Origin of the sequence: Pseudomonas thermotolerans DSM 14292, assembly GCF_000364625.1 — a bacterium.
GTDB classification, from domain to species: domain Bacteria; phylum Pseudomonadota; class Gammaproteobacteria; order Pseudomonadales; family Pseudomonadaceae; genus Aquipseudomonas; species Aquipseudomonas thermotolerans.
Map to the genome: position 1 here is coordinate 19,803 of NZ_KB822624.1, position 25,251 is coordinate 45,053.

At 66.3% G+C, this 25,251-nt stretch carries 22 protein-coding genes and 1 pseudogene; 13 read left to right on the plus strand and 10 right to left on the minus strand.

Features of this window, described 5'->3' with window-relative positions; genetic code table 11:
- Positions 1-309 precede the first annotated feature (309 nt).
- Positions 310-1,281: an ABC transporter substrate-binding protein gene (locus tag H165_RS0116110; RefSeq protein ID WP_017939974.1), complete on the plus strand. Its 972-nt coding sequence runs from the start codon at positions 310-312 to the stop codon at positions 1,279-1,281.
- 3 nt (positions 1,282-1,284) lie between these two features.
- Here H165_RS0116110 and H165_RS18690 read toward each other — a convergent pair whose 3' ends face one another.
- The 4 genes from H165_RS18690 to metH are packed head-to-tail and all read right to left on the minus strand — an operon-like array spanning position 1,285 to position 6,689.
- Entirely contained in the window at positions 1,285-1,506 is a 222-nt protein-coding gene (locus H165_RS18690; protein WP_017939975.1) for a DUF2970 domain-containing protein, read from the minus strand.
- A gap of 36 nt (positions 1,507-1,542) precedes the next feature.
- Complete coding sequence (locus tag H165_RS0116120; RefSeq protein ID WP_017939976.1) at positions 1,543-2,586, minus strand: RNA methyltransferase; 1,044 nt, start codon at positions 2,584-2,586, stop codon at positions 1,543-1,545.
- A gap of 59 nt (positions 2,587-2,645) precedes the next feature.
- On the minus strand, positions 2,646-2,978 hold the full coding sequence (locus H165_RS0116125) for a cupin domain-containing protein (protein ID WP_017939977.1): 333 nt from the start codon (positions 2,976-2,978) through the stop codon (positions 2,646-2,648).
- An 18-nt stretch (positions 2,979-2,996) separates the two neighbouring features.
- Positions 2,997-6,689, minus strand: coding sequence for a methionine synthase (gene metH, locus H165_RS0116130; RefSeq protein ID WP_017939978.1), 3,693 nt, complete (start codon positions 6,687-6,689; stop codon positions 2,997-2,999).
- Between the two features lie 177 nt (positions 6,690-6,866).
- On the opposite strand from metH, the gene H165_RS0116135 reads away from it, so the two are divergent.
- The 8 genes from H165_RS0116135 (at position 6,867) to H165_RS0116170 (ending at position 15,912) form a co-directional block, all read left to right on the plus strand.
- Positions 6,867-9,140, plus strand: coding sequence for a fatty acid cis/trans isomerase (locus H165_RS0116135; protein ID WP_017939979.1), 2,274 nt, complete (start codon positions 6,867-6,869; stop codon positions 9,138-9,140).
- Positions 9,141-9,248: 108 nt separating this feature from the next.
- Complete coding sequence (gene pcaQ, locus H165_RS0116140; RefSeq protein WP_017939980.1) at positions 9,249-10,184, plus strand: pca operon transcription factor PcaQ; 936 nt, start codon at positions 9,249-9,251, stop codon at positions 10,182-10,184.
- Between the two features lie 157 nt (positions 10,185-10,341).
- The gene (gene pcaH / locus H165_RS0116145; RefSeq protein ID WP_017939981.1) at positions 10,342-11,061 is read left to right on the plus strand and encodes a protocatechuate 3,4-dioxygenase subunit beta; all 720 of its coding nucleotides are present in this window, start codon (positions 10,342-10,344) and stop codon (positions 11,059-11,061) included.
- Positions 11,062-11,074: 13 nt separating this feature from the next.
- Positions 11,075-11,680: a protocatechuate 3,4-dioxygenase subunit alpha gene (gene pcaG / locus H165_RS0116150; protein WP_017939982.1), complete on the plus strand. Its 606-nt coding sequence runs from the start codon at positions 11,075-11,077 to the stop codon at positions 11,678-11,680.
- Positions 11,670-12,758, plus strand: coding sequence for a cell division protein ZapE (gene zapE, locus H165_RS0116155; RefSeq protein ID WP_017939983.1), 1,089 nt, complete (start codon positions 11,670-11,672; stop codon positions 12,756-12,758). The genes pcaG and zapE overlap by 11 nt, the downstream gene beginning before the upstream one ends.
- A 14-nt stretch (positions 12,759-12,772) precedes the next feature.
- Positions 12,773-13,699 (plus strand): AEC family transporter, encoded by a 927-nt coding sequence (locus H165_RS0116160; RefSeq protein WP_017939984.1) that lies wholly within the window; start codon positions 12,773-12,775, stop codon positions 13,697-13,699.
- A 127-nt stretch (positions 13,700-13,826) separates the two neighbouring features.
- The gene (locus tag H165_RS0116165; RefSeq protein ID WP_017939985.1) at positions 13,827-14,669 is read left to right on the plus strand and encodes an IclR family transcriptional regulator; all 843 of its coding nucleotides are present in this window, start codon (positions 13,827-13,829) and stop codon (positions 14,667-14,669) included.
- Positions 14,670-14,955: 286 nt separating this feature from the next.
- Complete coding sequence (locus H165_RS0116170; RefSeq protein WP_017939986.1) at positions 14,956-15,912, plus strand: AraC family transcriptional regulator; 957 nt, start codon at positions 14,956-14,958, stop codon at positions 15,910-15,912.
- A gap of 9 nt (positions 15,913-15,921) precedes the next feature.
- On the opposite strand, the gene greB is transcribed toward H165_RS0116170, so the two are convergent.
- From greB to H165_RS0116185, 3 genes are read right to left on the minus strand one after another with little or no spacing between them, the layout of a single operon-like run.
- A complete protein-coding gene (gene greB / locus H165_RS0116175; protein WP_026146680.1) occupies positions 15,922-16,419 on the minus strand; it encodes a transcription elongation factor GreB in 498 nt (165 codons plus the stop codon).
- 41 nt (positions 16,420-16,460) lie between these two features.
- Positions 16,461-18,983: an ABC transporter permease gene (locus H165_RS0116180; RefSeq protein ID WP_017939988.1), complete on the minus strand. Its 2,523-nt coding sequence runs from the start codon at positions 18,981-18,983 to the stop codon at positions 16,461-16,463.
- Positions 18,983-19,666, minus strand: a complete 684-nt coding sequence (locus H165_RS0116185) for an ABC transporter ATP-binding protein (RefSeq protein WP_017939989.1) — start codon at positions 19,664-19,666, stop codon at positions 18,983-18,985. The genes H165_RS0116180 and H165_RS0116185 overlap by 1 nt, the downstream gene beginning before the upstream one ends.
- A gap of 10 nt (positions 19,667-19,676) precedes the next feature.
- Here H165_RS0116185 and H165_RS0116190 point away from each other — a divergent pair, with 10 nt between their 5' ends.
- The 3 genes from H165_RS0116190 (at position 19,677) to H165_RS0116200 (ending at position 21,675) form a co-directional block, all read left to right on the plus strand.
- On the plus strand, positions 19,677-20,285 hold the full coding sequence (locus tag H165_RS0116190; RefSeq protein ID WP_017939990.1) for an arylesterase: 609 nt from the start codon (positions 19,677-19,679) through the stop codon (positions 20,283-20,285).
- 73 nt (positions 20,286-20,358) lie between these two features.
- A complete protein-coding gene (locus H165_RS0116195) occupies positions 20,359-20,640 on the plus strand; it encodes a hypothetical protein (protein WP_017939991.1) in 282 nt (93 codons plus the stop codon).
- Between the two features lie 60 nt (positions 20,641-20,700).
- Complete coding sequence (locus tag H165_RS0116200; protein ID WP_026146681.1) at positions 20,701-21,675, plus strand: L,D-transpeptidase family protein; 975 nt, start codon at positions 20,701-20,703, stop codon at positions 21,673-21,675.
- Between the two features lie 134 nt (positions 21,676-21,809).
- On the opposite strand, the gene oprI is transcribed toward H165_RS0116200, so the two are convergent.
- From oprI to H165_RS0116220, 3 genes and pseudogenes are all read right to left on the minus strand, one after another.
- Positions 21,810-22,061: an outer membrane lipoprotei OprI gene (oprI, locus tag H165_RS0116205; RefSeq protein WP_017939993.1), complete on the minus strand. Its 252-nt coding sequence runs from the start codon at positions 22,059-22,061 to the stop codon at positions 21,810-21,812.
- 473 nt (positions 22,062-22,534) lie between these two features.
- Positions 22,535-23,036, minus strand: a pseudogene (locus H165_RS20005) (transposase); the annotation flags it as partial.
- A gap of 67 nt (positions 23,037-23,103) precedes the next feature.
- Entirely contained in the window at positions 23,104-24,075 is a 972-nt protein-coding gene (locus H165_RS0116220; protein WP_017939995.1) for a helix-turn-helix domain-containing protein, read from the minus strand.
- Positions 24,076-24,805: 730 nt separating this feature from the next.
- Here H165_RS0116220 and H165_RS18695 point away from each other — a divergent pair.
- Positions 24,806-25,251 (plus strand): aldehyde dehydrogenase family protein (locus H165_RS18695; RefSeq protein WP_040640668.1); only part of this gene is annotated, 446 nt, incomplete at its 3' end.

A 25,251-nucleotide genomic window follows, 5' to 3' on the forward strand; every position in this document is an offset into this window, starting at 1 on the left:
GCCATCTTCGCGCTGATCCTGTTGACCGTGATCACGGCGGTCTACTGGGTCAGTCATCAATAATCATTGCAAAGGGCCGTGACCGCTCGTCTGCGGTCATGGTCCTCTCTATCGCTCCGATAGAGAAAGCCAGCGGGCGCTAGCCACACGGATGATTATAATGGGCACCCTTTCTTATGCGAGTGCTCCGAATTGAAGTCGGTAGTCCGATTGGCGGCAGTGCTCTGGTGTCTGTTCGGCAGCATCGCAGCGGTTCAGGCGGCGAGTGTCGTTTTTCTCTGCCCAGGGCGCTCCGACGAAACCTTCTGGGTGGAATATGCGCAGTTCATGCAGGTCGCGGCGGACAGTCTCGGCATGGAGCTGGAGGTGCTCTATGCCGAGCGCTCCCGTGACCGGATGGAGGCCCAGGCACGGGGCGTGCTGACGCGCCAGCGGCGGCCGGACTTCCTGGTGTTCGTCAACGAGGAGTATGCCGCGCCGGAAATTCTCCGCCAGGCCGAGTCCAGCGACGTCAAGCTGTTCATGGTGCACAACGCGCTGACCGAGGATCAGCGTGACTGGCTTGGCATGGCCCGGGAGAAGTATCCGAACTGGATCGGCAGCCTGGTGACCAACGACGAGGACGCCGGCGAGCTGATGGCCGAGGCGCTGATCCGCGAGTACCGTGTCCGGCACGGCGACGGCCCGGTGGAAATGCTGGCCTTCGGCGGCCTGCGCAACACCCCGAACGCCCAGGCCCGCGAGCGGGGGTTGCAGAAGGCTCTGGCGCGTCATCCCGAGGTGCGCCTGCGTCAGCTGGTGCGCGGCGACTGGCTGCAGGCGCGCGCCTACGAGCAGGCACGCCTGCTGCTGCAGCGCTATCCACAGATCAAGCTGGTCTGGGCGGCCAACGACCAGATGGCCTTCGGGGCCATGCATGCCTTGGAGGAGCTGGGCGGCGTGCCCGGCAAGGATGTGCTGTTCTCTGCGCTGAACAACTCCGAGGAGGTGCTGCTGGCGAAGCTGGACGGACGCGTCACCGTGCTGGCCAGCGGGCACTTCGCCCTTGGTGCCTGGGCTATGGTGCTGCTGCACGACTACCACGCCGGCCTGGATTTCGCCGAGCGCGGGGGCGTGGAGCAGACGGCGCAGCTGTTCACTTTGCTCGATGAGCCCCAGGCGCTGAAGATGCTGAAGGTCATCCGCCAGCGTGGCATCGGCCTGGATTTCCGCCGCTTCAGCGCCGTGGGGCGGCCGGAGATGCGCGAATACGACTTCTCGCTGCAGACCCTGGTGGACTGAGGATCAGAGCCCTGCCAGGTGCAGCACCAGCTTTACCAGGCCGAACAGTGCCAGCACGAAGACCGTCGTGAACAGCAGGCCGAGCAGGATGAACTGGCTGGGCTTGCCCTTGCTGAAGTCGCGTGCGCGATTCTTGCTGCTCTGCACGCCGAAGGCCGCGGCCAGCACGCTGTGTAGCATCTGGCCGAAGGTCAGGGGTTTGTCGTCGTTGTGCGGCTCGCTCATGGCTACCTCCCGTTGCCATCAGCTTAGCCGCTTCGTTCAATTCTGCTGGCTTCTGCGCAGTCGCCGGGTGTTGATCACGTCCACCGCTCGGGCGCGCAGTTGGCCGCAGCCGCCTTCGACGTCCTGACCGGCGGAGTTGCGTACCTTGGTCAGCACTCCGCGGCCGTGCAGGTAGCGGACCATCTCGACGATCCGCTCGCCGTCCGGGCGCTGGTAGTCGTCCACTTCCAGGCTGTTGTAGGGGATCAGGTTCATCACCGCGTACTTGCCCTTGAGCAGGCGCAGGATGCCGTCCAATTCCTCCTGGCTGTCGTTGATGCCCTTGAGCAGCGTCCACTGGTACTGGATGGGGTAGCCGACCCGGCGTGCGTACTGCTCGCCCAGCTCGACCAGTTCCTCCGGGGTGATCCTCGGCGCCTTGGGCAGCAGCTGGGCGCGCAGCTCGGCGCGGCTGCTGTGCAGCGACAGGGCCAGGGCCGGCTTGACCCGTTGCTGGGGCAGGCGCTCGAAGACGCGCAGGTCGCCCACGGTGGAGAACACCAGGTTCTTGTGACCGATGCCACCTTCGCTGCCCAGCAGGTCGATGGCTTCGAGTACGTTGTCGAGGTTGTGGGCCGGCTCGCCCATGCCCATGAACACCACCTTCTTGACGTGGCGGAAGCGGCGGGCGAGGGCGACCTGGGCGACGATCTCGGCGCTGCCGACCTGGCGCAGCAGGCCGCTCTTGCCGGTCATGCAGAATACGCAGCCCACCGCGCAGCCCACCTGGGTGGACACGCAGAGGCCGTCGCGCGGCAGCAGCACGCTTTCCACCATCTGCTTGTCAGCCAGCTCTACCAGGAGGCGCGCCGAGCCGTCGGCGCCCGGATGCTCGGAACGCAGGCGGGCGAGATTCTCCAGCTCTTCGGTCAGCGTCGGCAGAGCCTGGCGCACGGACAGCGGCAGGAACAGTTCGCTGGGCTGGTTGCGGTTGCCGGCATCCAGCGGCAGGCCGTTCAGCCAGGCGCGGATGATCCGCCGGCTGTGCAGGGGCTTGGCGCCGAGCTCGGCGAGGCGTTGGTAGATGTCTGGGATTCGCATGGGGCGCGGATGCTACCACGGCTGCGGGGCGCAGGGGGAAGGGCGCCCGGCCGCCGGGATCAGGAGGTTGCCTCGTCGGTGACGTGCAGGGCGAGCCAGAGCGCGTCGGCGGAGCAGCTGGCCACCCGGTGCCGGCAGTGGGCGGGGATCAGCAGGGCATCGCCGGCCTTGAGCGGCAGCAGACCGTCCTCGAACTCCAGTTCGGCCGCGCCGCGCAGCAGCGCCACCCATTCGGCCTCGGCCTGGTCGTACCAGAATCCTGGCGGGCTGGCATGGCCGTGGGAGAGGATGCGTTCCAGGCGCAGCTTCGGAGTCTGCAGCAGGATGTCGAACTCCTCGCCCCCGACATTGCCGGTCGCGGCCTGGAACAGGGAGGTGATGGCGGGTGGCATCGCTTCCTCGCGTCGCTCTCAGGCCTCGTAGCCCAGGTTTGGCGCCAGCCAGCGCTCGCTGACCGCCACATCCTGGCCCTTGCGCTTCGAGTAGCTTTCCACCTGGTCGCGGTCGATCTTGCCGACGGCGAAGTACTGCGCCTCGGGATGGGCGAAGTACCAGCCGGAGACCGCCGCGGTGGGCAGCATGGCGTAGTGCTCGGTGAGGCTCACGCCGCTGGCGCCCTGCGGGTCGAGCAGGCGGAACAGGGTGCCCTTCTCGGTGTGGTCCGGGCAGGCCGGGTAGCCGGGAGCCGGGCGGATGCCCTTGTACTGCTCCTTGATCAGCGCCTCGTTATCCAGCTGTTCGTCCGGCGCGTAGCCCCAGTATTCCTTGCGCACCCGCTCGTGCAGCCACTCGGCGCAGGCCTCGGCCAGGCGGTCGGCCAGGGCCTTGACCATGATGGCGCTGTAGTCGTCGCCCTTGGCCTCGTAGTCCTTGGCCAGCTCCTCGGCGCCGATGCCGGCGGTGGTGATGAAGCCGCCCACGTAGTCGGTGAGGCCCGACTCCTTGGGCGCCACGAAGTCGGCCAGGGACAGGTTGGGCTTGCCGTCCGGCTTGATGGTCTGCTGGCGCAGGTGGTGCAGGATGGCGAGCACCTTGCCGTGCTCGTCGCGCACCTCGATGTCGTCGTGGTTGATCTGGTTGGCCGGCCAGAAGCCGAGCACCGCGCGGGCGCGGATCAGCCTGCCGTCGATCAGCCTGTCCAGCATGGCCTGGGCGTCCTTGAACAGGGAGCGGGCCGCCTCGCCCACTACCTCGTCCTCGAGGATGCGCGGGTACTTGCCGGCCAGGTCCCAGGCGATGAAGAAGGGCGTCCAGTCGATGTAGTCGACCAGGGTGCGCAGGTCGATGTCTTCCAGCACCTGCACTCCGGTGAAGCTGGGCTTCGGCGGCTGGTAGACGGCCCAGTCGAACTGCGGCTTGTTGGCCAGGGCGTCGGCGTAGGACAGCCGCTCGGTGCGCGAGCTGCGCGCGGCGGTGCGCTCGCGGACCAGAGCGTAGTCCTCGCGGGTCTTCTGCACGAACTCGGCCTTGAGCTCCTTGGAGAGCAGGGAAGTGGCCACGCCCACGGCGCGGGAGGCGTCGGTGACGTAGACCACCGCATCGTTGCTGTACTGCGGCTCAATCTTCACCGCGGTGTGCGCCTTGGAGGTGGTGGCGCCGCCGATCATCAGCGGGATATCGAAGCCCTGGCGCTGCATCTCCCGGGCGACGTGGACCATCTCGTCCAGCGACGGGGTGATCAGCCCGGACAGGCCGATGATGTCGCACTTCTCCTCGCGGGCGGTCTGCAGGATCTTCTCGGCGGGGACCATCACCCCGAGGTCGACCACGTCGTAACCGTTGCAGCCTAGCACCACGCCGACGATGTTCTTGCCGATGTCGTGCACGTCGCCCTTGACGGTCGCCATCAGGATCTTGCCCTTGGCTTCCGGCTTGTCGCCTTTCTCCGCCTCGATGAAGGGGATCAGGTGGGCCACCGCCTGCTTCATCACCCGGGCGGACTTGACCACCTGGGGAAGGAACATCTTGCCGGCGCCGAACAGGTCGCCCACCACGTTCATGCCGGCCATCAGCGGGCCTTCGATCACCTCGATGGGCCGCGCGTACTTCAGGCGGGCTTCCTCGGTGTCCTCGACAATCCAGGTGGTGATGCCCTTGACCAGCGCATGCTCCAGACGCTTCTCCACCGGCAGCGAGCGCCATTCCTCGTTCTCCACTTCCTTGGCGGCGCCGTCGCCCTTGTACTGGTCGGCGATGGCCAGCAGCGCCTCGGTGGCGCCGGGGTGGCGATTGAGCACCACGTCCTCGACCTTGTCGCGCAGCTCGGCGGGAATCTCGTCGTAGATCGCCAGCTGGCCGGCGTTGACGATGCCCATGGTCAGACCGGCGCGGATGGCGTGGTAGAGGAATACCGAGTGGATCGCCTCGCGCACCGGGTTGTTGCCGCGGAACGAGAAGGACACGTTGGACACGCCGCCGGAGGAGAGCGCGTAGGGCAGCTCGTCGCGGATGTAGGCGCAGGCTTCGATGAAGTCCACCGCGTAGTTGTTGTGCTCCTCGATACCCGTCGCGACGGCGAAGATGTTGGGGTCGAAGATGATGTCTTCCGGCGGGAAGCCCACTTCGTTGACCAGAATGTCGTAGCTGCGCTTGCAGATTTCCTTCTTGCGCGCGGCGGTGTCGGCCTGGCCGGCCTCGTCGAAGGCCATCACCACCACGGCGGCGCCGTAGCGCTTGCACAGCCGAGCGTGGTGCTTGAAGGCGTCCTCGCCTTCCTTCAGGGAGATCGAGTTGACGATGCCCTTGCCCTGGATGCATTTCAGGCCCGCCTCGATCACCTCCCACTTGGAGGAGTCGATCATGATCGGCACCCGGGAGATGTCCGGTTCGGAGGCGATCAGGTTGAGGAAGGTGACCATGGCCGCCTTGGAGTCGAGCATCCCTTCGTCCATGTTGATGTCGATTACCTGGGCGCCGGCTTCCACCTGCTGGCGGGCCACGTCCAGGGCCTCGGCGTAGTTCTCCTCGCGGATCAGCCGGGCGAACTTGGCGCTGCCGGTGATGTTGGTGCGCTCGCCGACGTTCACGAACAGCGAGTTGCGGTCGATGGTGAAGGGCTCCAGACCGGACAGCCGGCAGGCGCGGGGGATTTCCGGGATGGCCCGTGGCGGATACTTGGCCACCGCCTCGGCGATTGCCCGGATGTGCGCCGGGGTGGTGCCGCAGCAGCCGCCGACGATGTTGAGCAGGCCGGAGGCGGCGAATTCCGCGACCACCTCGGCCATCTGCGCCGGCGTCTCGTCGTACTCGCCGAAGGCGTTGGGCAGGCCGGCGTTGGGGTGGGCAGAGACGTGGGTATCGGCCTTGGCGGCCAGTTCGGCCAGGTAGGGGCGCAGGTCCTTGGCGCCCAGGGCGCAGTTGAGGCCCACGGAGATCGGCCTGGCATGGCGCACCGAGTTCCAGAACGCCTCGGTGGTCTGCCCGGAGAGGGTGCGTCCGGAGGCGTCGGTGATGGTCCCGGAGATCATGATCGGCAGCTCGACGCCATCCTCCTCGAACACCTGCTGCACGGCGAAGATCGCCGCTTTGGCGTTCAGGGTGTCGAAGATGGTCTCGATCAGGATCAGGTCGGCGCCGCCTTCGATCAGGCCGCGGGTCGCCTCGGTGTAGTTGGCCACCAGTTCGTCGAAGGTGATGTTGCGAAAGCCCGGGTTGTTGACGTCCGGGGAAATCGAGCAGGTGCGGCTGGTGGGACCGAGCACGCCGGCGACGAAACGCGGCCTGTCCGGCGTCTCGGCGCTCTTGGCGTCGGCCACCTGGCGGGCCAGGCGGGCGCCTTCGCGGTTCAGCTCGTAGACCAGCTCTTCCATGCCGTAGTCGGCCTGGGACACCCGGGTGGCGTTGAAGGTGTTGGTTTCCAGGATGTCGGCGCCGGCATCCAGGTAGGCGCGCTCGATCTCGGCGATCACCTCGGGCCTGGTGAGCAGCAGCAGGTCGTTGTTGCCCTTGAGGTCGCGCGGCCAGTCGGCGAAGCGCGTGCCGCGGTAGTCGGCTTCCTCCAGCCCGTAGCTCTGGATCATGGTGCCCATGCCGCCGTCGAGAATCAGGATGCGTTCCTGGAGGGCTTGCTGGAGAGCATGGAGGCGGGCGGCGCGATCGGACATGGGAAAAGCTACCTGAGGGAATGCCAGAAAAAGGGCCGGGATGATAACAAAACCCTAGTCGCTCCGAGCCTTGCTGGCAGGCTCATGAATTTTGCTCATGTTCCGTCGGCGGTTCGGCTCGTCCAGCAGGCACATGGGCCGCTAGACTGCCGTCAGTTCGACCTTTTGGAGCCCTCCATGTCGCTGCGTGCGCTCGCCGCCATACCCCTGCTGTCGCTGCCCATCATGACCCTGGCGCAAGAGATCTCCTACAGCCGGGACATCCAGCCGATCCTTACCGAGAAGTGCGTGGTCTGCCACGCCTGCTACGACGCGCCCTGCCAGCTCAACCTAGGCAGTGGCGAGGGCGTGCGGCGCGGCGCCAGCAAGCTGCCGGTGTACAACGGCAGCCGTACCAGGGCGCAGGACACTACCCGCCTGTACTTCGACGCCCAGGGCGAGCAGGCCTGGCGGCGCAAGGGCTTCTTCTCGGTGCTCGACGGCCAGGCCGCCCTGCTGGCACGCATGCTGGAGCTGGGCCGGACCAATCCGCCGCAGCCCAACGCCCGGATGCCGGAGGAGCTGGATCTGTCCATCAACCGCGACAACCAGTGTCCGCTGCCCGAGGAGTTCGACGCTTACGCCAGGAAGTTCGCCCACGCCGGCATGCCCTTCGCGGTCAGCGGGCTGAGCGATGCCGAGTACCGGACCCTGCGGCGCTGGCTGGCGCAGGGCGCACCGGTGGACGAACAGGCTCTGCTGCTTTCCGCCATGGAGCGCCGGCAACTGGCCGAGTGGGAGGCCTTCCTCAATGCCCCCGGGGCCCGCGAGAGCCTGGTCAGCCGCTGGCTGTACGAGCACCTGTTCCTCGCCCACCTGTACTTCGAGGGTGGTGAGCCTGGACACTTTTTCCAGCTGGTGCGCTCGCGCACGCCGAGTGGCCAGCCCATCGACCCCATCGCCACCCGGCGGCCCAACGAGGACCCGGGCACGGAGTTCTACTACCGGCTGTGGCCGATCCAGGGGGTGATCGTCCACAAGACCCATATCACCTATCCGCTGAGCGCGAAGAAGCTCGCTCGGGTACGCGAGCTGTTCTATGCAACGGACTGGACGGTGGATGCCGTGCCCGGATATGGCGCCCAGCGCCGCGCCAACCCCTTCGAGACCTTCCAGGCGATCCCCGTCGGGGCGCGCTACCAGTTCATGCTGGACAATGCCGAATACTTCGTACGCACCTTCATCCGCGGTCCGGTGTGTCGCGGGCAGATCGCCACCGACGTGATCCGCGACCACTTCTGGACGCTGTTCCAGGACCCGAGCCACGACCTCTACCTCAGCGATGCCGAGTACCGTGCCAAGGCCACGCCGCTCTTGGCCATGCCCGGACAGTTCGACGAGATCGGCGACCTGCCGGGCCTGTGGACGAGCTACCGGGACAAGCGCAACGCCTACGAGCGGCTGCGCCAGGCTGCCTACGCCCGTGCGCCGCGGCCCGATTGGTCGCACCTCTGGAGCGGCAACGACAACGCGCTGCTCACCGTGTTCCGCCAGCACGACAGCGCCTCGGTGCGCAAGGGGCTTATCGGCGCCATCCCGCAGACCCTATGGCTGATGGACTACCCGCTGTTCGAGCGAACCTACTACCAACTGGTGGTCAACTTCGACGTGTTCGGCAACGTCTCCCATCAGGCCCAGACCCGTCTGTACTTCGACCTGATCCGCAACGGCGCCGAGGTCAACTTCCTCCGCCTGTTGCCGGCGGCCTCGCGCCGGTCCTACCTGGACGACTGGTATCAGAACAGCGGCAAGCTGAAGATGTGGCTGGACTACCAGGCCATCGACGCCGATACCCCGAGCGGCCTGGAGCTGCCTGTCGAAGGGGCCCGGGAGGCCTTCGCCGAAGGGCTGCTGGCGCGCCTGGCGCCGATCAACGCGCGGCCCGATCCGATCAACCGCTGCCGCAACGGCGCCTGCTATCGGAAGGCGGTGGGGCCTGAGCTGCAGGCCGCCGAGCAGGCCCTGAGCCGGTTGGTCAGCCGCCCGGCGGCGGGGCTCGGGGTGATCCGCCAATTGCCTGAGGCGACCCTGCTGCGCATCGAGCTGGCCGATGGCCGGCGCGAGATCTACAGCCTGCTGCGCAACCGCATGCACAGCAACGTGGCCTTCATGCTCGGCGAGGCGCTGCGCTACCAGACGGGGCTGGACAGCCTGACCCTGCATCCTGGGGTGCTGACCAGCTACCCGAACTTCCTGTTCAACCTGCGTGCCGCGGAGGTGGAGCAGTTCGTCCAGGCCCTGGAGCAGGCCGGCAGAGACCCGGCGGCCTTCGAGCAGGTGGTGCAGCGCTGGGGCATCCGACGCAGCCACCCCGAGTTCTGGCGCTACTTCCACGATCTGTCCGCGCATATCCGGGAAACCGAGCCGGTGGAGGCTGGAGTGCTGGACATGAACCGATACCAGAACCTCTAGCCTCCGTGCCTTCCCGGCAACTGAGGACGGGGCAGGGGAGGCAACTGATGCTTTTGGTTATGGATCGGCTGTGCGAGAGTGTCGCATCGCCTCATTCGGTTACTCGGCATGAACATCGACAACCGCATCAAGTTCCGCCATCTGGTGTGCTTCCTCGAGGTCGCTCGGCAGCGCAGCTTCGCCAAGGCGGCCGACCGGGTGGCGGTCAGCCAGCCGGCGATCTCCAAGACCATCGGCGAGCTGGAGGAACTGCTCGGTGCCCGGCTGTTCGAGCGGAGCAAGAGCGGCGTGACCCTGACCCCGGCCGGCGACACCTTCCTGCGCTACGCCGGGCCCTGCGTGCAGTCGCTGCGCGACGGGGTCAACACGCTGCGCGACCACGATCCCCAGGGCGGCCTGCTGCGGGTCGGCGCACTGTCCACCGTGGAGAGCCTGCTGCTGCCCGAGGCGGTGCTGCGCCTGCAGCGCCGCCATGCCGCGGTGACGGTCAGCGTGGCCACCGGCTCCAGCGCCCACCTGCTGGCCCAGCTCAAGGTGGGGGAGCTGGACCTGGTGGTCGGGCGCATGACCGACAGCCCGGAGATCCACGGCCTGGCCTTCGAGCACCTGTACAGCGAGGCCATGACCCTGGTGGTACGCCCCGGTCATCCGCTGCTCGCCGAGCCGCTGGACGACCTCGGCCGCCTGGCCGACTACCCCCTGGTGCTGCCCCTGGCCGGCACCACCATCCGCAAGTACGCAGATGCCTTCTTCGTGCAGTGGGGCATCCCACTGCCGGCGCAGCGCCTGGAAACCCTGTCGCCGGCTCTGAGCCGCCGTTACGTGGCGCGCAGCGAGGCGGTCTGGGTAGCGCCGCGAGATGCGGTGCGCCTGGGCGTCGGCAGCGGCGAGCTGGTGGAGCTGGACTTGGGCATCCAGGAACCGGGCGGCTCGGTGGGTATCTGCACCAATGTGGCCATGCCCCTGCCGCTGGTCGGTCAGTGGTTCTGCGACGCCCTGCGTGAGGTGGTGGAGAGCCTCGCCGACGACCTACAGCCGCTCTGAAATGGGCCCTGGCTAGCTGCCAAGGCTTGATTCATAACCATTTGGTTATGTGATGGGGCGGTCTTTTCAATTTTCATCCGCCGGCTCCTGGACCACACTGCGCGCCACCGACGGCCTCCGGGCCGAGTCCGACAAATCCAAAAAGCAGGAGCCTGATATGCACGACGCCGACAACCGTCGTTTCGCGATCCGCGATCGAAACTGGCACCCCAAGGCCTTCACCCCTGACTACAAGACTTCCGTCGCCCGTTCGCCGCGCCAGGCGCTGGTGAGCATTCCGCAGTCGATCTCGGAAACCAGCGGTCCGGATTTCTCGCACCTGAAGTTCGGTCCCTTGGACAACGACCTGCTGCTCAACTTCAACCACGGCGGCCTGCCGGTCGGCGAGCGCATCATCGTTTCCGGCCGCGTCATGGACCAGTACGGCAAACCGATTCCGCACACGCTGGTGGAAATGTGGCAGGCCAACGCCGGCGGCCGCTACCGCCACAAGAACGACCGCTACCTGGCTCCCCTGGATCCCAACTTCGGTGGTGTCGGCCGTGCCCTGACCGACAGCGAAGGCCGCTACATGTTCCGCACCATCAAGCCGGGTCCGTACCCGTGGCGCAACGGTCCGAACGACTGGCGTCCGTCGCACATCCACTTCTCCATCAGCGGTCCGTCGATCTCGACCCGTCTGATCACCCAGCTGTACTTCGAGGGTGACCCGCTCATCCCGCTGTGCCCGATCGTCAAGACCATCGCCAACCCCGAGGCGGTGCAGACCCTGATCGCCAAGCTGGACATGAGCGGCGCCAACCCCATGGACTGCCTGGCATACCGTTTCGACATCGTGCTGCGCGGCCAGCGCCAGACCCACTTCGAGAATCGCTGAGAGGAGATCCGAGATGCCCGTACAACTGCTGCCGGAAACCCCTTCGCAGACCGCCGGCCCCTACGTCCACATTGGCCTGGCCCTGGCTGCCGCCGGCAACCCGACTCGTGAGCAGGAAATCTGGAACCAGATGGCCAAGCCGGAAGCTCCCGGCGAGCACATCACCCTGGTCGGCCACGTCTACGACGGCAACGGCCACCTGGTGCGCGACTCCTTCCTGGAGTTTTGGCAGGCCAACCACGAAGGCGTCTACGACGAAGAGTACAACCTGGACAAGCCGTTCAACTGCTTCGGTCGTACCGCCACCACCTTCGACGCCGGCGAGTGGACCATCCACACCATCAAGCCGGGCGTGGTGAAGACCGCCGCCGGCCTGCCCCAGGCGCCGCACATCAACGTGTCGCTGTTTGCCCGTGGCATCAACATCCACCTGCAGACCCGCATCTACTTCGAGGACGAGGCCGAGGCCAACGCCAAGGACCCGGTACTCAACCTGATCGAGAACGTGGAGCGGCGTCAGACTCTGGTGGCCAAGCGTTGCGAGATCGACGGCAAGCCCGCCTATCGCTTCGACATCCGCATCCAGGGCGAAGGGGAAACGGTATTCTTTGACTTCTAAGGCACCCCCGTCGGAGGCGCCCGCCGAACTGCCCGGCGCGCGCATCCGCCGCCACTTCGCGGACGCGCTGGAGGCCCGGGGCTACCGGGCCGATCCGGCGCAAGGAAGCGCCATCGAGACCCTGGCCGACTGGCTTGATGCCCGGCTGGGGTTTCGTCGTTCCTGGCTGCGCCGCCCGCCGGCCGGCATCTACCTGTGGGGCGGGGTGGGGCGCGGCAAGAGCTTCGTGATGGATGCCTTCTTCGCTGCCGCTCCGGTCCAGGCGAAGCGCCGTGTGCACTTCCACGCCTTTCTCCAGGAGCTCCAGGCGCGCATGAACGCCCTCAGCGGTCAGTCCGACCCGCTGGTGCGGGTGGCCCGCGAGGTGGCCCGGGAGGCGCGCCTGCTGTGCTTCGACGAGTTCCACGTTCACGACATCGGCGATGCCATGCTGCTCGGCCGCCTGCTGGCGGTGCTGGTGGAGGAGGGGGTGAGCCTGGTGTGCACCTCCAACTACCCGCCGGCCGGACTCTGTCCCAACCCGCTGTACCGCGAGCGCTTTCGCCCGGCAATCGCGATGCTGGAAAAACGCTTCCGGGTGCTCGAGCTGGATGGCGGCGAGGACTACCGGGAGCGTGCCGGGGTGGCGGAAACCTGGGGCAGCTATGCCTGGCCGCTGCAGGACGGCTCGGTGGGCCGCTGGCTGGACACCGAGCTTGGACTGACTGCCGAGGCCCTGCGTGGGCAGGTCCGGCGGATCAACCACCATCCGCTCCGGGTGCTGGCCGAGGAGGGCGAGCGCATCGCCCTGGAGTTCACCGAGCTGTGTCGAAAGCCGCACTCCAGCAGGGATTTCCTCTGGCTCTGCCAGCACTACCGGCATATCGCCCTGGTCGGTGTGCCGCCGCTGCACGGCGAGGCGGTGGATGCCCGGCAGCGCTTCCTCAACCTGGTGGACATCGCCTACGACGCCGGCGTGCACCTGCACCTGGCCTGCACGGCAGATCCCGACGAGCTGTGCCGGGCCGATGCCCACATCGACTTCAACCGCACCCGCAGCCGTCTCCGGCAGCTGCGTCCGGTGCCGCTGAACGCCTGAACGGACCTTCCCGCATGTTGCAAATCCTTGGCATCACCTCGCCGATCTTCCTGCTGATCGGCATCGGTTTTCTCTGTGCGCGCTTCGCCCTGGTCAGCCGCGAGCAGATCGCCGGCATGGGCAAGTTCGTGATCACCCTGGCGCTGCCGGCGCTGGTCATCCGGGCGATGACCGAGCGGCCGCTGCACGAGCTGTTCGAGCGCAATTACCTGCTGGTCTACGGCGCGGCCTCGCTGCTGGTGTTCGTCGCCGGCCTGCTGTTCGCCCACAGTGTGCGCCGCGACAGCTTTACCGGCAGCGTTCTCAGCGGCCTGGGCATGTCCATGTCGAACTCCGGCTTCATCGGCTACCCGCTGGTGTCCATGGCGCTCGGCCCGGTCTCCGCGCTGGGCCTGGCGATGAATATGGTGGTGGAGAACCTGCTGATGCTGCCGCTGGCCCTCGCCTTGGCGGAAGCCGGCGAGCAGCGCGGCGGCTGGCGGCGCACGCTGCGCGAGGTGTTTGTCCGCCTGCTGCGTAACCCGATCATCATCGCCATCTGCCTGGGCCTGGCTCTGGCGCTGCTCGACCTGCGCCTGCCTGCGGTGCCGGGCAAGGTGGTGGAGATGCTCGCTTCGGCCTCGGCGCCGGTGGCCCTATTCGTGATCGGCGGCAATCTCTACGGCCTCAAGGTCGGCCGGCTGTTCGCCGACGTCGCGCAGATCGGTATCGGCAAGCTGCTGCTACATCCGCTGGCGGTGCTGCTCTGCCTGCAGCTGTTCCCGGTGGAGGACCCGCAGCTGCGGCTGGCCGCGGTGCTCTTCGCCTGCGCGCCGATGATGAGCATCTACCCGATCATCGGCCAGCGCTTCGGCCTGGAAGGGCGCTGCGCCGCCGCCCTGGTGGCCAGCACCGTGCTGTCGTTCCTGACCATCAGCGCCTTCCTCGCCCTGCTGCACTGAAGGATCCCGAACGTGCCGGCCGGGCCGTTGCCTGGCCTGCCGGCGCATGAATCGTGCCGGTAATTGCGATTACCGCACGACAGTTCGATAATCGGTCGTCATTGGACCGTCACAGGACAAAACAACAATGAGCGAAGAATCACGCACCAGCCATGCGCCCCTTGCGCCGCCGATCATCGCCTCGCCTGCCAAGCGCATCGAAGCCTTCACCGGCGACCCCAACTTCATGACCTCGCTGGCCCGTGGCCTGGCGGTGATCCACGCCTTCCAGGAGCGCAAGCGCCACCTGACCATCGCCCAGATCAGCCACCGTACCGAGATTCCCCGCGCCGCCGTGCGCCGCTGCCTGCACACCCTGATGAAGCTGGGCTACGTGACCACCGACGGGCGGACCTATTCGCTGCTGCCCAAGGTACTGACCCTGGGTCACGCTTACCTGTCGTCCACGCCGCTGGCGGTCACCGCCCAGCCGATCCTCGACCGGCTCAGCGAGCAGCTCCACGAAGCCTGCTCCATGGCCACCCTGGAGGGCGACGAAATCCTCTACATCGCCCGTTCCGCCACGCCGCAGCGGCTCATCTCGGTGGACCTCAGCGTGGGCAGCCGCCTGCCGGCCTACTGCACCTCCATGGGCCGCATCCTGCTCGCTGGCCTGGACGACACCGCCTTCGAGGAATACCTGGCCCAGGCCGACCTGCAGGTGAAGACCAGCCGCACCGTGCACACCCCGGAAGGGTTGCGCGCCAGCATCGAGGAGATCCGCCGCCAGGGCTGGGTGATCATCGACCAGGAACTAGAGATCGGCCTGCGCTCGCTGGCCGTGCCGGTGCGCGATGCCGCCGGACAGGTACTCGCCGCGCTGAACGTCGGCACCCACGTCAGCCGGGTCAGCCGCCACGAGCTGGAAACCCGCTTCCTGCCGGCGCTGCTGGAAGCCAGCCGGGAGCTGAGCAGCCGGCTGTTCGCCTGAGTTTCCCGGCTTGGCTGATTGCTGGCCGTTCGATTAGCGAACGAAGAGTGCCCCGGGCGAGTTGACCTTGCCCGGAGGGCTTCGTAGTGTGCGCGCAAGTCCCGCTGACTGCCTGTGGGCGGGGAGGCTGGGCCATCGGCGAGCCTGTGCCCCTGACCGCTGGTCAGGCGTGGCCCTGTCGGAGAGCTGGCCGCCTGAGAATCGACTCTGATTAGCCGTGGAGCCGGTCCTTTCGGCAGGCTTCGCCTGATGTAGAAAGCATAACAACTACAAGAGTTGCCTTGCCATGCTAAGTCGCCTGCTGACCGAGCGCAGTAGCGTCTTCGAGCGCGCCGACCCCTATGCGGTGTCCGACTATGTGAACCGCCACGTCGGCTCCCACTGCATCCGCCTGCCCGCCACCGGTTCGCCCCGGGCCAGCCTCAACCATCGCCAGTTCGCCAGCCTGGACCTGTGCCGGATCAGCTACGGCGGCAGCGTGCGGGTCATCTCCCCGGCGCTGGAAAGCATCTTCCACCTGCAGATCCTTCTTAGGGGACACTGCCTGTGGCGCGACCACAGGCAGGAGCACTATTTCGTCCCCGGGGATCTCCTGCTGATCAACCCCGACGATCCGGTGGACCTCACCTATTCGGAGGATTGCGAGAAGTTCATCCTCAAGCTGCCGGTGAGCCTGCTGGAGTCCATCTGCGACGATCAGCGCTGGCAGCGTCCCAGCGAGGGGGTGCGCTTCATGGAGAAGCGCTACCGACTGGTGGACCTGGAGGGTTTCAGCAACCTGGTCAGCATGGTCTGCAACGAGGCCGGCGACCTGCAGCTGCCCAAGGTGCAGGAGCACTTCGCGCAGATCCTCGGCAGCAAGCTGCTGACCCTGCTGAAGACCAATGTCTGTCGCGAACGGCTGAGTAGCCAGGCGGCCAGCTTCGAGCGGATCCTCGAATACATCGAGGCCAACCTGAAGCAGGACATCTCCCCGGAGAGCCTGGCCCGCCAGGCGAGCATGAGCCTGCGCTCACTCTACGGGCTGTTCGAGCGCCGGCTGGGCACCACGCCGAAGCACTACATCCGCCAGAAGAAGCTGGAGCGCATCCGCGTCTGCCTGAGCGATCCCAGCTGCCCGGTGCGCAACGTCACCGAGCTGGCCCTGGACTACGGCTTCCTGCACTTGGGGCGCTTCGCGGAAAGCTACCGGCTGCAGTTCGGCGAGTTGCCCTCCGACACCCTGAAGCGCCGCGGCGGCTGAGCGGCGCTCTCAGGGGTATTGGATGTCGACGATGTAGCAGAGCTTGTCGCCGGTAGGCGTGCGCACGCGAACTTCCGCGTCCAGGGACTTGCCTACCAGGGCGCGGGCCAGCGGCGAGTCGATGCTGATCAGGTTCTGCTTGAGGTCCAGCTCGTCCGGCCCGACGATGCGGTAACGCGACTGCTCGCCGTCCTCGTCCTCGATGGTCACCCAGGCACCGAAGTACACCTTGCTGGTGTCCGCCGGGCGTTCGCGGACTACCTTGAGGGCCTCCAGACGCTTGGTGAGGAAGCGCACGCGGCTGTCGATCTCGCGCAGCATCTTCTTGCCGTAGGTGTACTCGGCATTCTCCGAGCGGTCGCCTTGCGCCGCCGCCTCGCTGACCGCCTGGGTCACCTGGGGACGGCGCACGTGCCAGAGTTCGTGGAGTTCGGCGCGCAGCCGCGCCTCGCCTTCCGGCGTGATCAACGGGGTTCCTGCACTGCGGGGTGGACGATAGCGACTCATGGTTCGACGGTGGCGGTGAAAAAACCTGATTTTACCAGGCCTTAGCCCTCGCGCAGCACGGCCAGCGGGCTGGTCTGCAGGGCACGGCGAGTGCCCAGCAGACCGGCCACGCCGACCATCAGGGCGCCGGCCAGCGGCAGAAGCAGCAGCCAGGGATGGGGCCGCCAGGGCAGCTCGAAGGCGTAGCGGTAGAGCAGGAAGCTGACCAGCTCGCAGCCCAGCGCCGCGAGCAGTCCACTGCAGGCGCCGAGCAGGCTGAATTCGATGCGACGGGCCTGCTGCAGCAGCTCGCGGCGGGCGCCCAGGGCCCGCAGCAGGGCACCCTGGCGGATGCGCTCGTCGAGGGTCGCCTGCAGGCCGGCGAACAGCACGGTAAGTCCGGCGGCGAGGACCAACAGCAGCACGTACTCCACCGCCAGGGTCACCTGGGTGAGGATGCTGCGCAGCTGGGCGAGCAGGGCCTCCACCTGCAGCAGGGTTACCGCCGGGAAGGCGCGGGCCAGCTCCACCAACTGACGGTCCTGGCCCGCCGGCAGATAGAAGCTGCCCAGGTAGGTCACCGGCAGGCCGCCCAGGGTGCCCGGCTGGAAAACCATGTAGAAGTTCGGCTGGAAGTTGTCCCACTTCACCTCGCGCAGGCTGGTCACCCGGGCCTCGCGCTGGATGCCGCCGACGTTGAAAGCGAGCCGGTCGCCCAGCTTCAGGCCCAGGCTGGCCGCCACGTCGGCCTCCACCGAAACGCCCGGCAGAGCGGAGTCCTGGTCATCCGGCAGGGCATCCCACCACTGGCCGGCGACCAGCCGGTTGCCGGCTGGCAGCTCCGCCGACCAGGTGAGGCTGAGATCCCGGCGGGTGGCACGCCGGCCCTCGCTGTCGCGGTCATCCTTGCTGACCCGCTGGTCGACAGGCTCGTCGTTGATGGCCACCAGGCGGCCCGGCACCACCGGATAGAGTGGCGAGGCATTGGGCGACAGCTCGGCCAGGCGCGCGGCGAAGGCCTCCTGGTCGGCGGGCAGCACGTTGAGGGCGAAGTGATTGGGCGCGTTTTCCGGCAACTGGGACTGCCAGGTGTCCAGCAGCTCGCCGCGCAGCAGGCTGATCAGCGCCATGGCCAGAAGGATCAGGCCGAAGGCCAGGACCTGCCCGGCCGCGGCCAGCGGATGGCGCAGCAGCTGGCCGAGCCCCAGGCGCCAGGGCAGGGCAGCGCGCGCCAGCAGGTGGCGCAGCCCCCGCAGACCGAGCAGTAGCAGGCCGCCGAGCAGCAGAGTGGCGATCAGCCCGCCGCCGAGCAGAGAGAGAGTCAGCCTAAGGTCTAGGCTCAGCCGCCACATGATCAGCCCCAGAGCGAGGAGTGCCGCGCCGTAGACCAACCAGATGCTCGGCGGCGTGGGCAGCAGGTCGCTGCGCAGCACCCGCAGTGGCGGCACGCGCCCCAGGGCGGCCAGCGGTGGCAGGGCGAAGCCGACCAGGGCCACCAGCCCGGTGGCGATTCCGGCCAGCGCCGGGATCAGGCCGCCGCCCGGTACCACCGGTGGCAGCAGCTCATCCAGCAGATGGAACAGACCGTGTTGGCCCAGCCAGCCGAGCAGGGCACCGGCCAGGCAGGCCACGCTACCGAGCAGGGCCAGCTGCAGGGCGAACAGACCGAGCGTCTCGCGGCGTGAAAGGCCCAGGCAGCGCAGCAGGGCGCTGGCATCGTAGCGCCGGGTGGCGAAGCGCGCGGCGGACAGGGCCACGGCTACCCCGGAAAGCAGTACCGCGGCCAGGCTGGCGAGGTTCAGGTAGCGCTCGGCACGGCCCAGGGCGCCGCCGACCTGGAGGTTGCCGTGACGGGCATCCTCGATGCGCTGATTGGGCGCCAGCCCCGAGCGGACGGCCTGCCGGTAGGCCTCCAGCGCCTCCGGCTTGCCGCGCCAGAGCTCGCGGTAGCGTACCCGGCTGCCGGGCTGGACGATGCCGGTGGCCTCCAGATCGTCGAGGTGCATCAGTACGTGCGGATTGAGGCTGTAGAAGTCGCCGCCGCGGTCCGGTTCGTAGGTGAGCACGCGGGTCAGCCGCAGACTGGTACGGCCCACGTCGATACGGTCGCCCGGCTGTAGGTTCAGCGCGCTGAACAGGCGCGCCTCGGCCCAGGCCTCGCCCGGACGCGGGGCGCCGCCGGCAGTCTCCGCCCGATAGGGCGCCGCGGCGCTCTTCAGCTCGCCGCGCAGCGGATAGCCGTCGCTGGCTGCCTTGATGCTGGCCAGCTGAATGCCTTCGTCGGTGGCGATCACGCTGGAGAATTCCACCACCCGGGCATGTTCCAGACCGAGGCGTCGTCCCGCCTCGATCTGCTCGGCACTGGCCGGCGAGCTGCCGTCGAGCACCAGGTCGGCGCCGAGGAACTCGGTGGCGCGTAGCAGCATGGCGGCATTCAGGCGGGCGCCGAAGTAGCCGATGGCGGTGCTCACGGCCACGGCGATCAGCAGGGCGAAGAACAGTACCCGCAGCTCGCCGGAGCGGGCATCGCGCAGCAACTGGCGCAAGGCCAGCCCGAGCAGGCGGGAGAAGGGCAGGCCGTCCATTAGGGCTCCACTTGTTCGACCAAGTGCCCGGCTTCCAGACGGACCAGCCGTCGGCAGCGATGCGCCAGTCGTTCGTCGTGGGTGACCAGCACCAGGGTGGTGCTGCGCTCCTGGTTGAGCTCGAAGAGCAGATCGCTGATGTGTTCTCCGGTGCGGGTGTCGAGGTTGCCGGTGGGCTCGTCGGCGAACAGGATGTCCGGCTCGGCGGCGAAGGCTCGGGCGATGGCCACTCGTTGCTGCTCGCCACCGGACAGCTGGCGCGGCGAATGGCCGAGCCGGGCTTCCAGACCGACCCGGCGCAGCAGCTCCAGAGCGCGCAGGCGGGCGTCGCTGCGACCCTCCAGCTCCAGCGGTAGCATGACGTTCTCCAGGGCGTTGAGGTTGTCGAGCAGCTGGAAGGACTGGAATACGAAGCCGACGTGCTCGGCACGCACCCGGGCGCGCTGGTCCTCGTCCAGCTGGGTCAGCTCGTGGCCGGCCAGACTGATCTCGCCGGAGGTCGGCTGGTCGAGACCGGCCAGCAGGCCGAGCAGGGTGGACTTGCCGGAGCCGGAGGTGCCGACGATGGCCAGACTGTCGCCGCGCTGCAGGTCCAGGGAAAGGGGGTGGAGGATGGTCAGGTCGCCTTCCGCGCCTGAGACCACTTTGCTAAGGTTCCGCGCACTCAGAATGCTCTCGCTCATGGAGAATCCAATGCGTAGCTGGTGGTTGAGCGGTGCCTTGGCGTTGTTGGTGTGGAGCCAGGGGGTACTGGCCGGCACCGTGCTGGTGGTCGGGGATAGTATCAGTGCCGCTTTCGGTCTGGATACCGCCCAAGGGTGGGTCGCCCTGCTGGAAAAGCGCCTGGCCGAGCGGGACCGCGACTACCAGGTGGTGAATGCCTCTATCAGCGGCGACACCAGCGCCGGTGGTCTTGCCCGCCTGCCCGCGCTGCTCGACGCGCACCGGCCCGAGGTGGTGATTATCGAGCTGGGCGGCAACGATGGCCTGCGCGGCCTGCCGCCGGCGCAATTGCAACAGAATCTTGCCCGCATGATCGATTCGGCCCGCTCCCGCGGGGCGCAGGTGCTGCTGCTGGGCATGCGTCTGCCCCCCAACTACGGTGAGCGCTACACCCGCGCCTTCGAGGCGGTCTTCAGCGATCTCGCCGAGGAGAAGGGCGTGGCGCTGGTACCTTTCTTCATGGAAGGCGTCGGCGGCGTGCCGGGAATGATGCAGCCCGACGGCATCCATCCGACCGCCGATGCCCAGCCGCTGCTGCTGGAGCATGCCTGGTCGGCCCTCGAGCCGCTGCTCCGATAATCGTCGCCTGGGCGCTTTCCCGTCCCCCGGCTTTCCGCTAATGTGGCGGCCGCCCCGCCCAGGAAACCCTCGGATGTCGCGTCCCGTCTGGTCTTTGCATGCCTTCCAAGTGATAGTGCCGGATGAACAGCTGGATCTGTTCGCCTGCCGTGAAGTGCGCCTGCACCTGGTGGCGCGCCAGCTAGAGCTGGGTGGGCATGCCGACCGCACCCTCTGCGGCGGGCTGCTGCCGGCCATGCCGCACTGGTCGAGCCTCGAGCGGGAGACTCTGCGCGACAGGCGCCTCTGTCCGGCCTGCAAGGCGGTCCTGCAGGCCAGGAAAAACGGCGAACGGCCCGACTGGCCGGGTTTCTGAGCGACCTGCCCTCGGGTACAATTCCCAGTATTTCAGTCGTCAATTCTCAAGGATTTCCGGATGCTTTCGCGATTTTCCGCGGTCGTTCGATCGCTATCCCTCGCCTCTGCGTGCCTGGCCGGTTCCGCCGCAGCCCTCGAGCTGCCGTTGCCGCCGCCCGGTGAGGACATCGTCGGCCAGGTGCAGGTGATCAAGGCAAGGTATGAAGATACCTTCGCCGACCTCGGTACCGCCCACCATATCGGCTATCTGGAAATGGTCGCCGCCAACCCCGGGGTGGACCCCTGGCTGCCTGGCGAAGGCACCGAGATCATCCTGCCGACCCGCTACATCCTGCCGCCCGGGCCGCGCGAGGGTATCGTCATCAACCTCGCCGAGTACCGCATGTACTACTTCCCGAAGGGGCGGGATGTGGTCTACACCTACCCGCTGGGGATCGGCCGCGAGGGCTGGGGGTCGCCCATCGCCACCACCACCATCACCGCCAAGACGCCCAACCCGGCCTGGTACCCGCCGAAGTCGATCCGCGAGGAGCACGCCGCCGAGGGTGAATACCTGCCCACCGTGGTACCGCCCGGCCCGGACAACCCGCTCGGTCCGTTCAAGTTCAATCTTGGCGTGGCGGGTTACCTGATCCACGGCTCCAACAAGAAGTTCGGCATCGGCATGCGCGTCAGCCACGGCTGCTTCCGCATGCTCAACGACAACGTGCTGGAGCTGGCCAGGATGGCGCCGGTGGGCACCAAGGTGCGCATCATCAACGAGCCGTACAAGTTCGGCCTGAGCCAGGGTAAGGTCTATCTGGAGGCCCATGCGCCGCTCGACGATCATGGCGAGCCCTCGGTGGTGGACAAGCACACCACGGTCATCAACGCCATGCTCAAGAACGATCGCCTGACGCCCGCGCTGCGTCTCGACTGGGACCGGGTGCGCGAGGTGGTGGCTGCCGAGGATGGCCTGCCGGTAGTGATCGCCGAGCCGAGCGATGACTCGGCCGCAGTGGCGACCAGCAGCGAGGCGCCGGCTGTTTACTGATCGGCAAGAGGTCTGAAAAGACCCGTCGGTGCGTCAGTGCTGGCGGGTTTTTTATTGTCCGCCGTTTCCGGAAACTTGCGGCCAATAAAAAGCCGACCCGGAACCGGGTCGGCTTATATAGCCACGAAGGACTATTACTTGCGGCTGGCTTTTTCCAGCATGCGCAGGGCGCGCTCGTTGGCTTCGTCAGCGGTCTGCTGAGCGCGCTGAGCGGCGGCCAGAGCTTCGTCAGCCTTGCGGTAGGCTTCGTCAGCACGAGCCTGGGCGCGGGCAGCTGCGTCTTCGGTAGCGGTCAGACGAGCTTCGGTTTCTTTGGAGGTGCTGCTGCAACCAGTGGCCAGAACGGCAGCCAGAGCCAGAGCAGAGAATTTCAGAACGTTGTTCATCGTGTTCCCCTTAAGGTGGATATTCCATAAAAGCAACTCCTCGGGACCGAGGAATTAGCCGGCCTACATATTACCTGTTACTTTTCGTAAGTAAACCGACAGAGCGCAGGACGCGCCGCTTTTTTTCAACTGATTGAGTGTTTCTTAGGCAAGTAGAAGCGACTCTGTACAAAAAGCATACAGTTCGTTCGTCCGTACACTCAAACATCCCTTTACTTTGTAGCAGAGATTTCCGGTAACGCAGGGTGATTCATGGCTGGCCGGTATCCACCCTGATACCTGATAGTGTTCGCACTTTGTCATCGAAAGTAACTACTACTGTCGGCAGGGATGCATGCCTGTCGAAGACTCTGAAGTGGAGAGCTGCTTTCCATCCTGGCCATTGCCGTGCTCATCAAGTTGTCGCCGTGGTGGTCGGGAGGGGCCGTGATGAACGATGCGATCACGTAGCTGTCGCCGTTCATGAACATCAGTTACCCGAGCATTACTTCTTCGTTCGATGGTCGGGGGGGCTGGAGAAACTCCAGGTGCGCATTCCCGCCCTGAGTGACGGGGTGAGCATCGAGCAGATCGAATTGAAGTTCCGCAGCCTCGGCGGACTGTTGCGTTTCGGGGAGCGCCTGGTCGAGCGCAAGCCCGGGGCATGCGTCCCGGGGAGTGGTGTGACTGCCCGCGGCTCTAGCAATCGAGTCCACGGGGGACTCGGTGATCACAGCGGACAGCCGAGCAGATTGATCGTCACTTGAGCGATTGCAGCCCCTCAAGCGGCATGTAGCGCCGTTGCAGACGCCATTCGTCGTTCCATTCCGGCAGCATTGCCCCGACCGGCCGGACGATGTCCGCATCGTCGGGGAAGATGGCCGCCATGTCGGAGCACCTCTTGCTCTCGGCGTTCAGCCGCTCCAGCGGGTTGCTGCTGTGGATGTGCTGCCGGTACGCCTTGGGGAGGCTCATATGAGCCAGAGCCTCGTCTTCGCCAGCGTTCGTGAAAACGGGGTGGAACTCTCCCGTGGAACAGGGCCACGGGAGGCATTCCGTTCGATCAGTGCGAAATGGCGCGCCGAGCGGTGGCGGAGGGCGTTTCTCCGAACAGATCCTTGTAGTAGGAGCTGAACATTCCGAGGTGCCAGAAGCCCCAGTGGGCGGCGATTTCACTGATCATCAGTGTGCCGGGCGGGCTGGTGAGCAGTTCGTGGCGTGCCCCATGCAGGCGTAGATAGCGCAGGAAGGTCACCGGGTTGATGTTCAGCACCTTTTGGAAGGCGTAGTGCAGGGTGCGACGGCTGATGCGCAGCTCCTGGCAGATCTCCAGCACCGAGGGCGGGTTACTGCGTCGCGAGAGGATGTATTCGCGGGCCTTCTCGACGATGTGCCGATGGACGAACTGCCCTGTGCCATGGGGCTTCACCTTGTCCAGGGCGGCGAGGCCGCCGAACAGGGTCTGCAGGATATCCTCGCGCAGGGCCTGCACGGCGTTGGCGTCGTTGATCGCCGCCGGGTTGTTGCTGATTCCTTCGAAGGCGCGCATAAAGCTGGTGCGCAGGGCATTCCACAGTTGCGGCGAGGTGCGTTCCGCGCCGCTCACCGTGCACAGGTGTTCGATGTCGACCTCTTCGATGGTATCGGCGTAGTTGCACATCAACTCGTGATCGATGACCGCCACGTAGATGTCCGAGAACAGCGGCGTCTTGAACTTGAGTTCGGAGTTGGGCTTGAGGAAGAACGCCGAATGCGGCTCGATGCGATCACCGCACCAGTAACCATCGCCCTCGATGTGGATGGGAATGCCGAAGGCCATGCTGTTCGGCCAGGGTTGGCCGCGCTGGTCGACGGCCTTGTCCATGGTTTCACGGAAGAGCTGGATCGGCCCCAGGGAGATGTCGCTGAGCCGGCCTTGGAAATTGCCCTTGGTGATCTGCAGGTAGTCCTGGTTCCACTTCGGCAGGGACCAGGCTTGCTGGAATACGTCGTTGGTTTCGAGATGGGTGAAGGATGCGGCAAGCGGTGCTTGCAATCCACCAGGCAACAAAGAGTTGTTTGTAGTGTTCATCGGCTGTCTCACCGGCCATTCGAAATGACCTCGTTCTTATTATCCGGCCCGGGATCACGCCTCCGGGGTGGGTCACGCCTGACCCGAATCTCTGCCGGATAGGGTGCGATGAGCCGGCTGGCCCGTCGCGCTTGTTCTTGGTCTATCGGCAGATAAAGGTCTTCCAGACGGTGCTGGTGGTTTGCCGGGCCTGTCTCGATGATCGTTTCTCCAGGCGTCTGCGGCGTACCAGGGCAGGGGGGGGGGTTCTTGTCGTGCTGCCCATGACGAACCTTTCCGCTTCCAGGGCTTGGGGCCGCCAGACTATCAGTTCCGGCTTGCGCCCGGCGCGCAATGCGTGCGGGACTGCCTAAGTCGCCCGGAAGCCGCATTTCGCGCGGCGTTCAGCGGTTTTGCTCTTCCACTCCAGCTTGGGACCACTCCTCGTGGATAGCAATCATTGGTAACAGAAAATGTCTTTGCAAGCGCCGCGGGCGCGTGCGGGGCATGCCTTGCCGATTCTTGATAGTCACGGCGCGGGTCCTGCCATTCCTTGATAAGAGAACTGCCGTCTCCCTCCATAAACTCCGCTTCGGCAGTGCGAAAGATTGCCGCCTGAATATCCGTCATTTCGCACTCTGCCGGAGGATGGCCTTTCCCCGGTCTCCTGGCAGCGACGTGTATCGGTCAATAACAACTCTCAGAGGAATACACGATGATCTACGCAAATCCGAGCCAGCCGGGTTCCCTGCTGCAGCTCAAAGCCCGCTATGGCAACTACATCAACGGTGAGTTCGTGGCGCCGGTGAATGGCGTCTACTTCTCCAACACTAGCCCGGTCGATGGTTCTCTGATTGGCGAATTCCCGCGTTCCAGTGCCGAGGACATCGAGCTGGCCCTGGACGCCGCCCATGCTGCGGCCGATGCCTGGGGTCGCACCTCGGTGCAGGAGCGTTCCAACATCCTGCTGAAGATCGCCGACCGCATCGAACAGAACCTGGAACTGCTGGCCGTAGCCGAGACCTGGGACAACGGCAAGGCGGTCCGTGAGACCCTGAATGCCGACGTGCCGCTGGCCGCCGACCACTTCCGCTACTTCGCCGGCTGCATCCGCGCCCAGGAAGGTTCCGCCGCCGAGCTGAACGACACCACCGCGGCCTA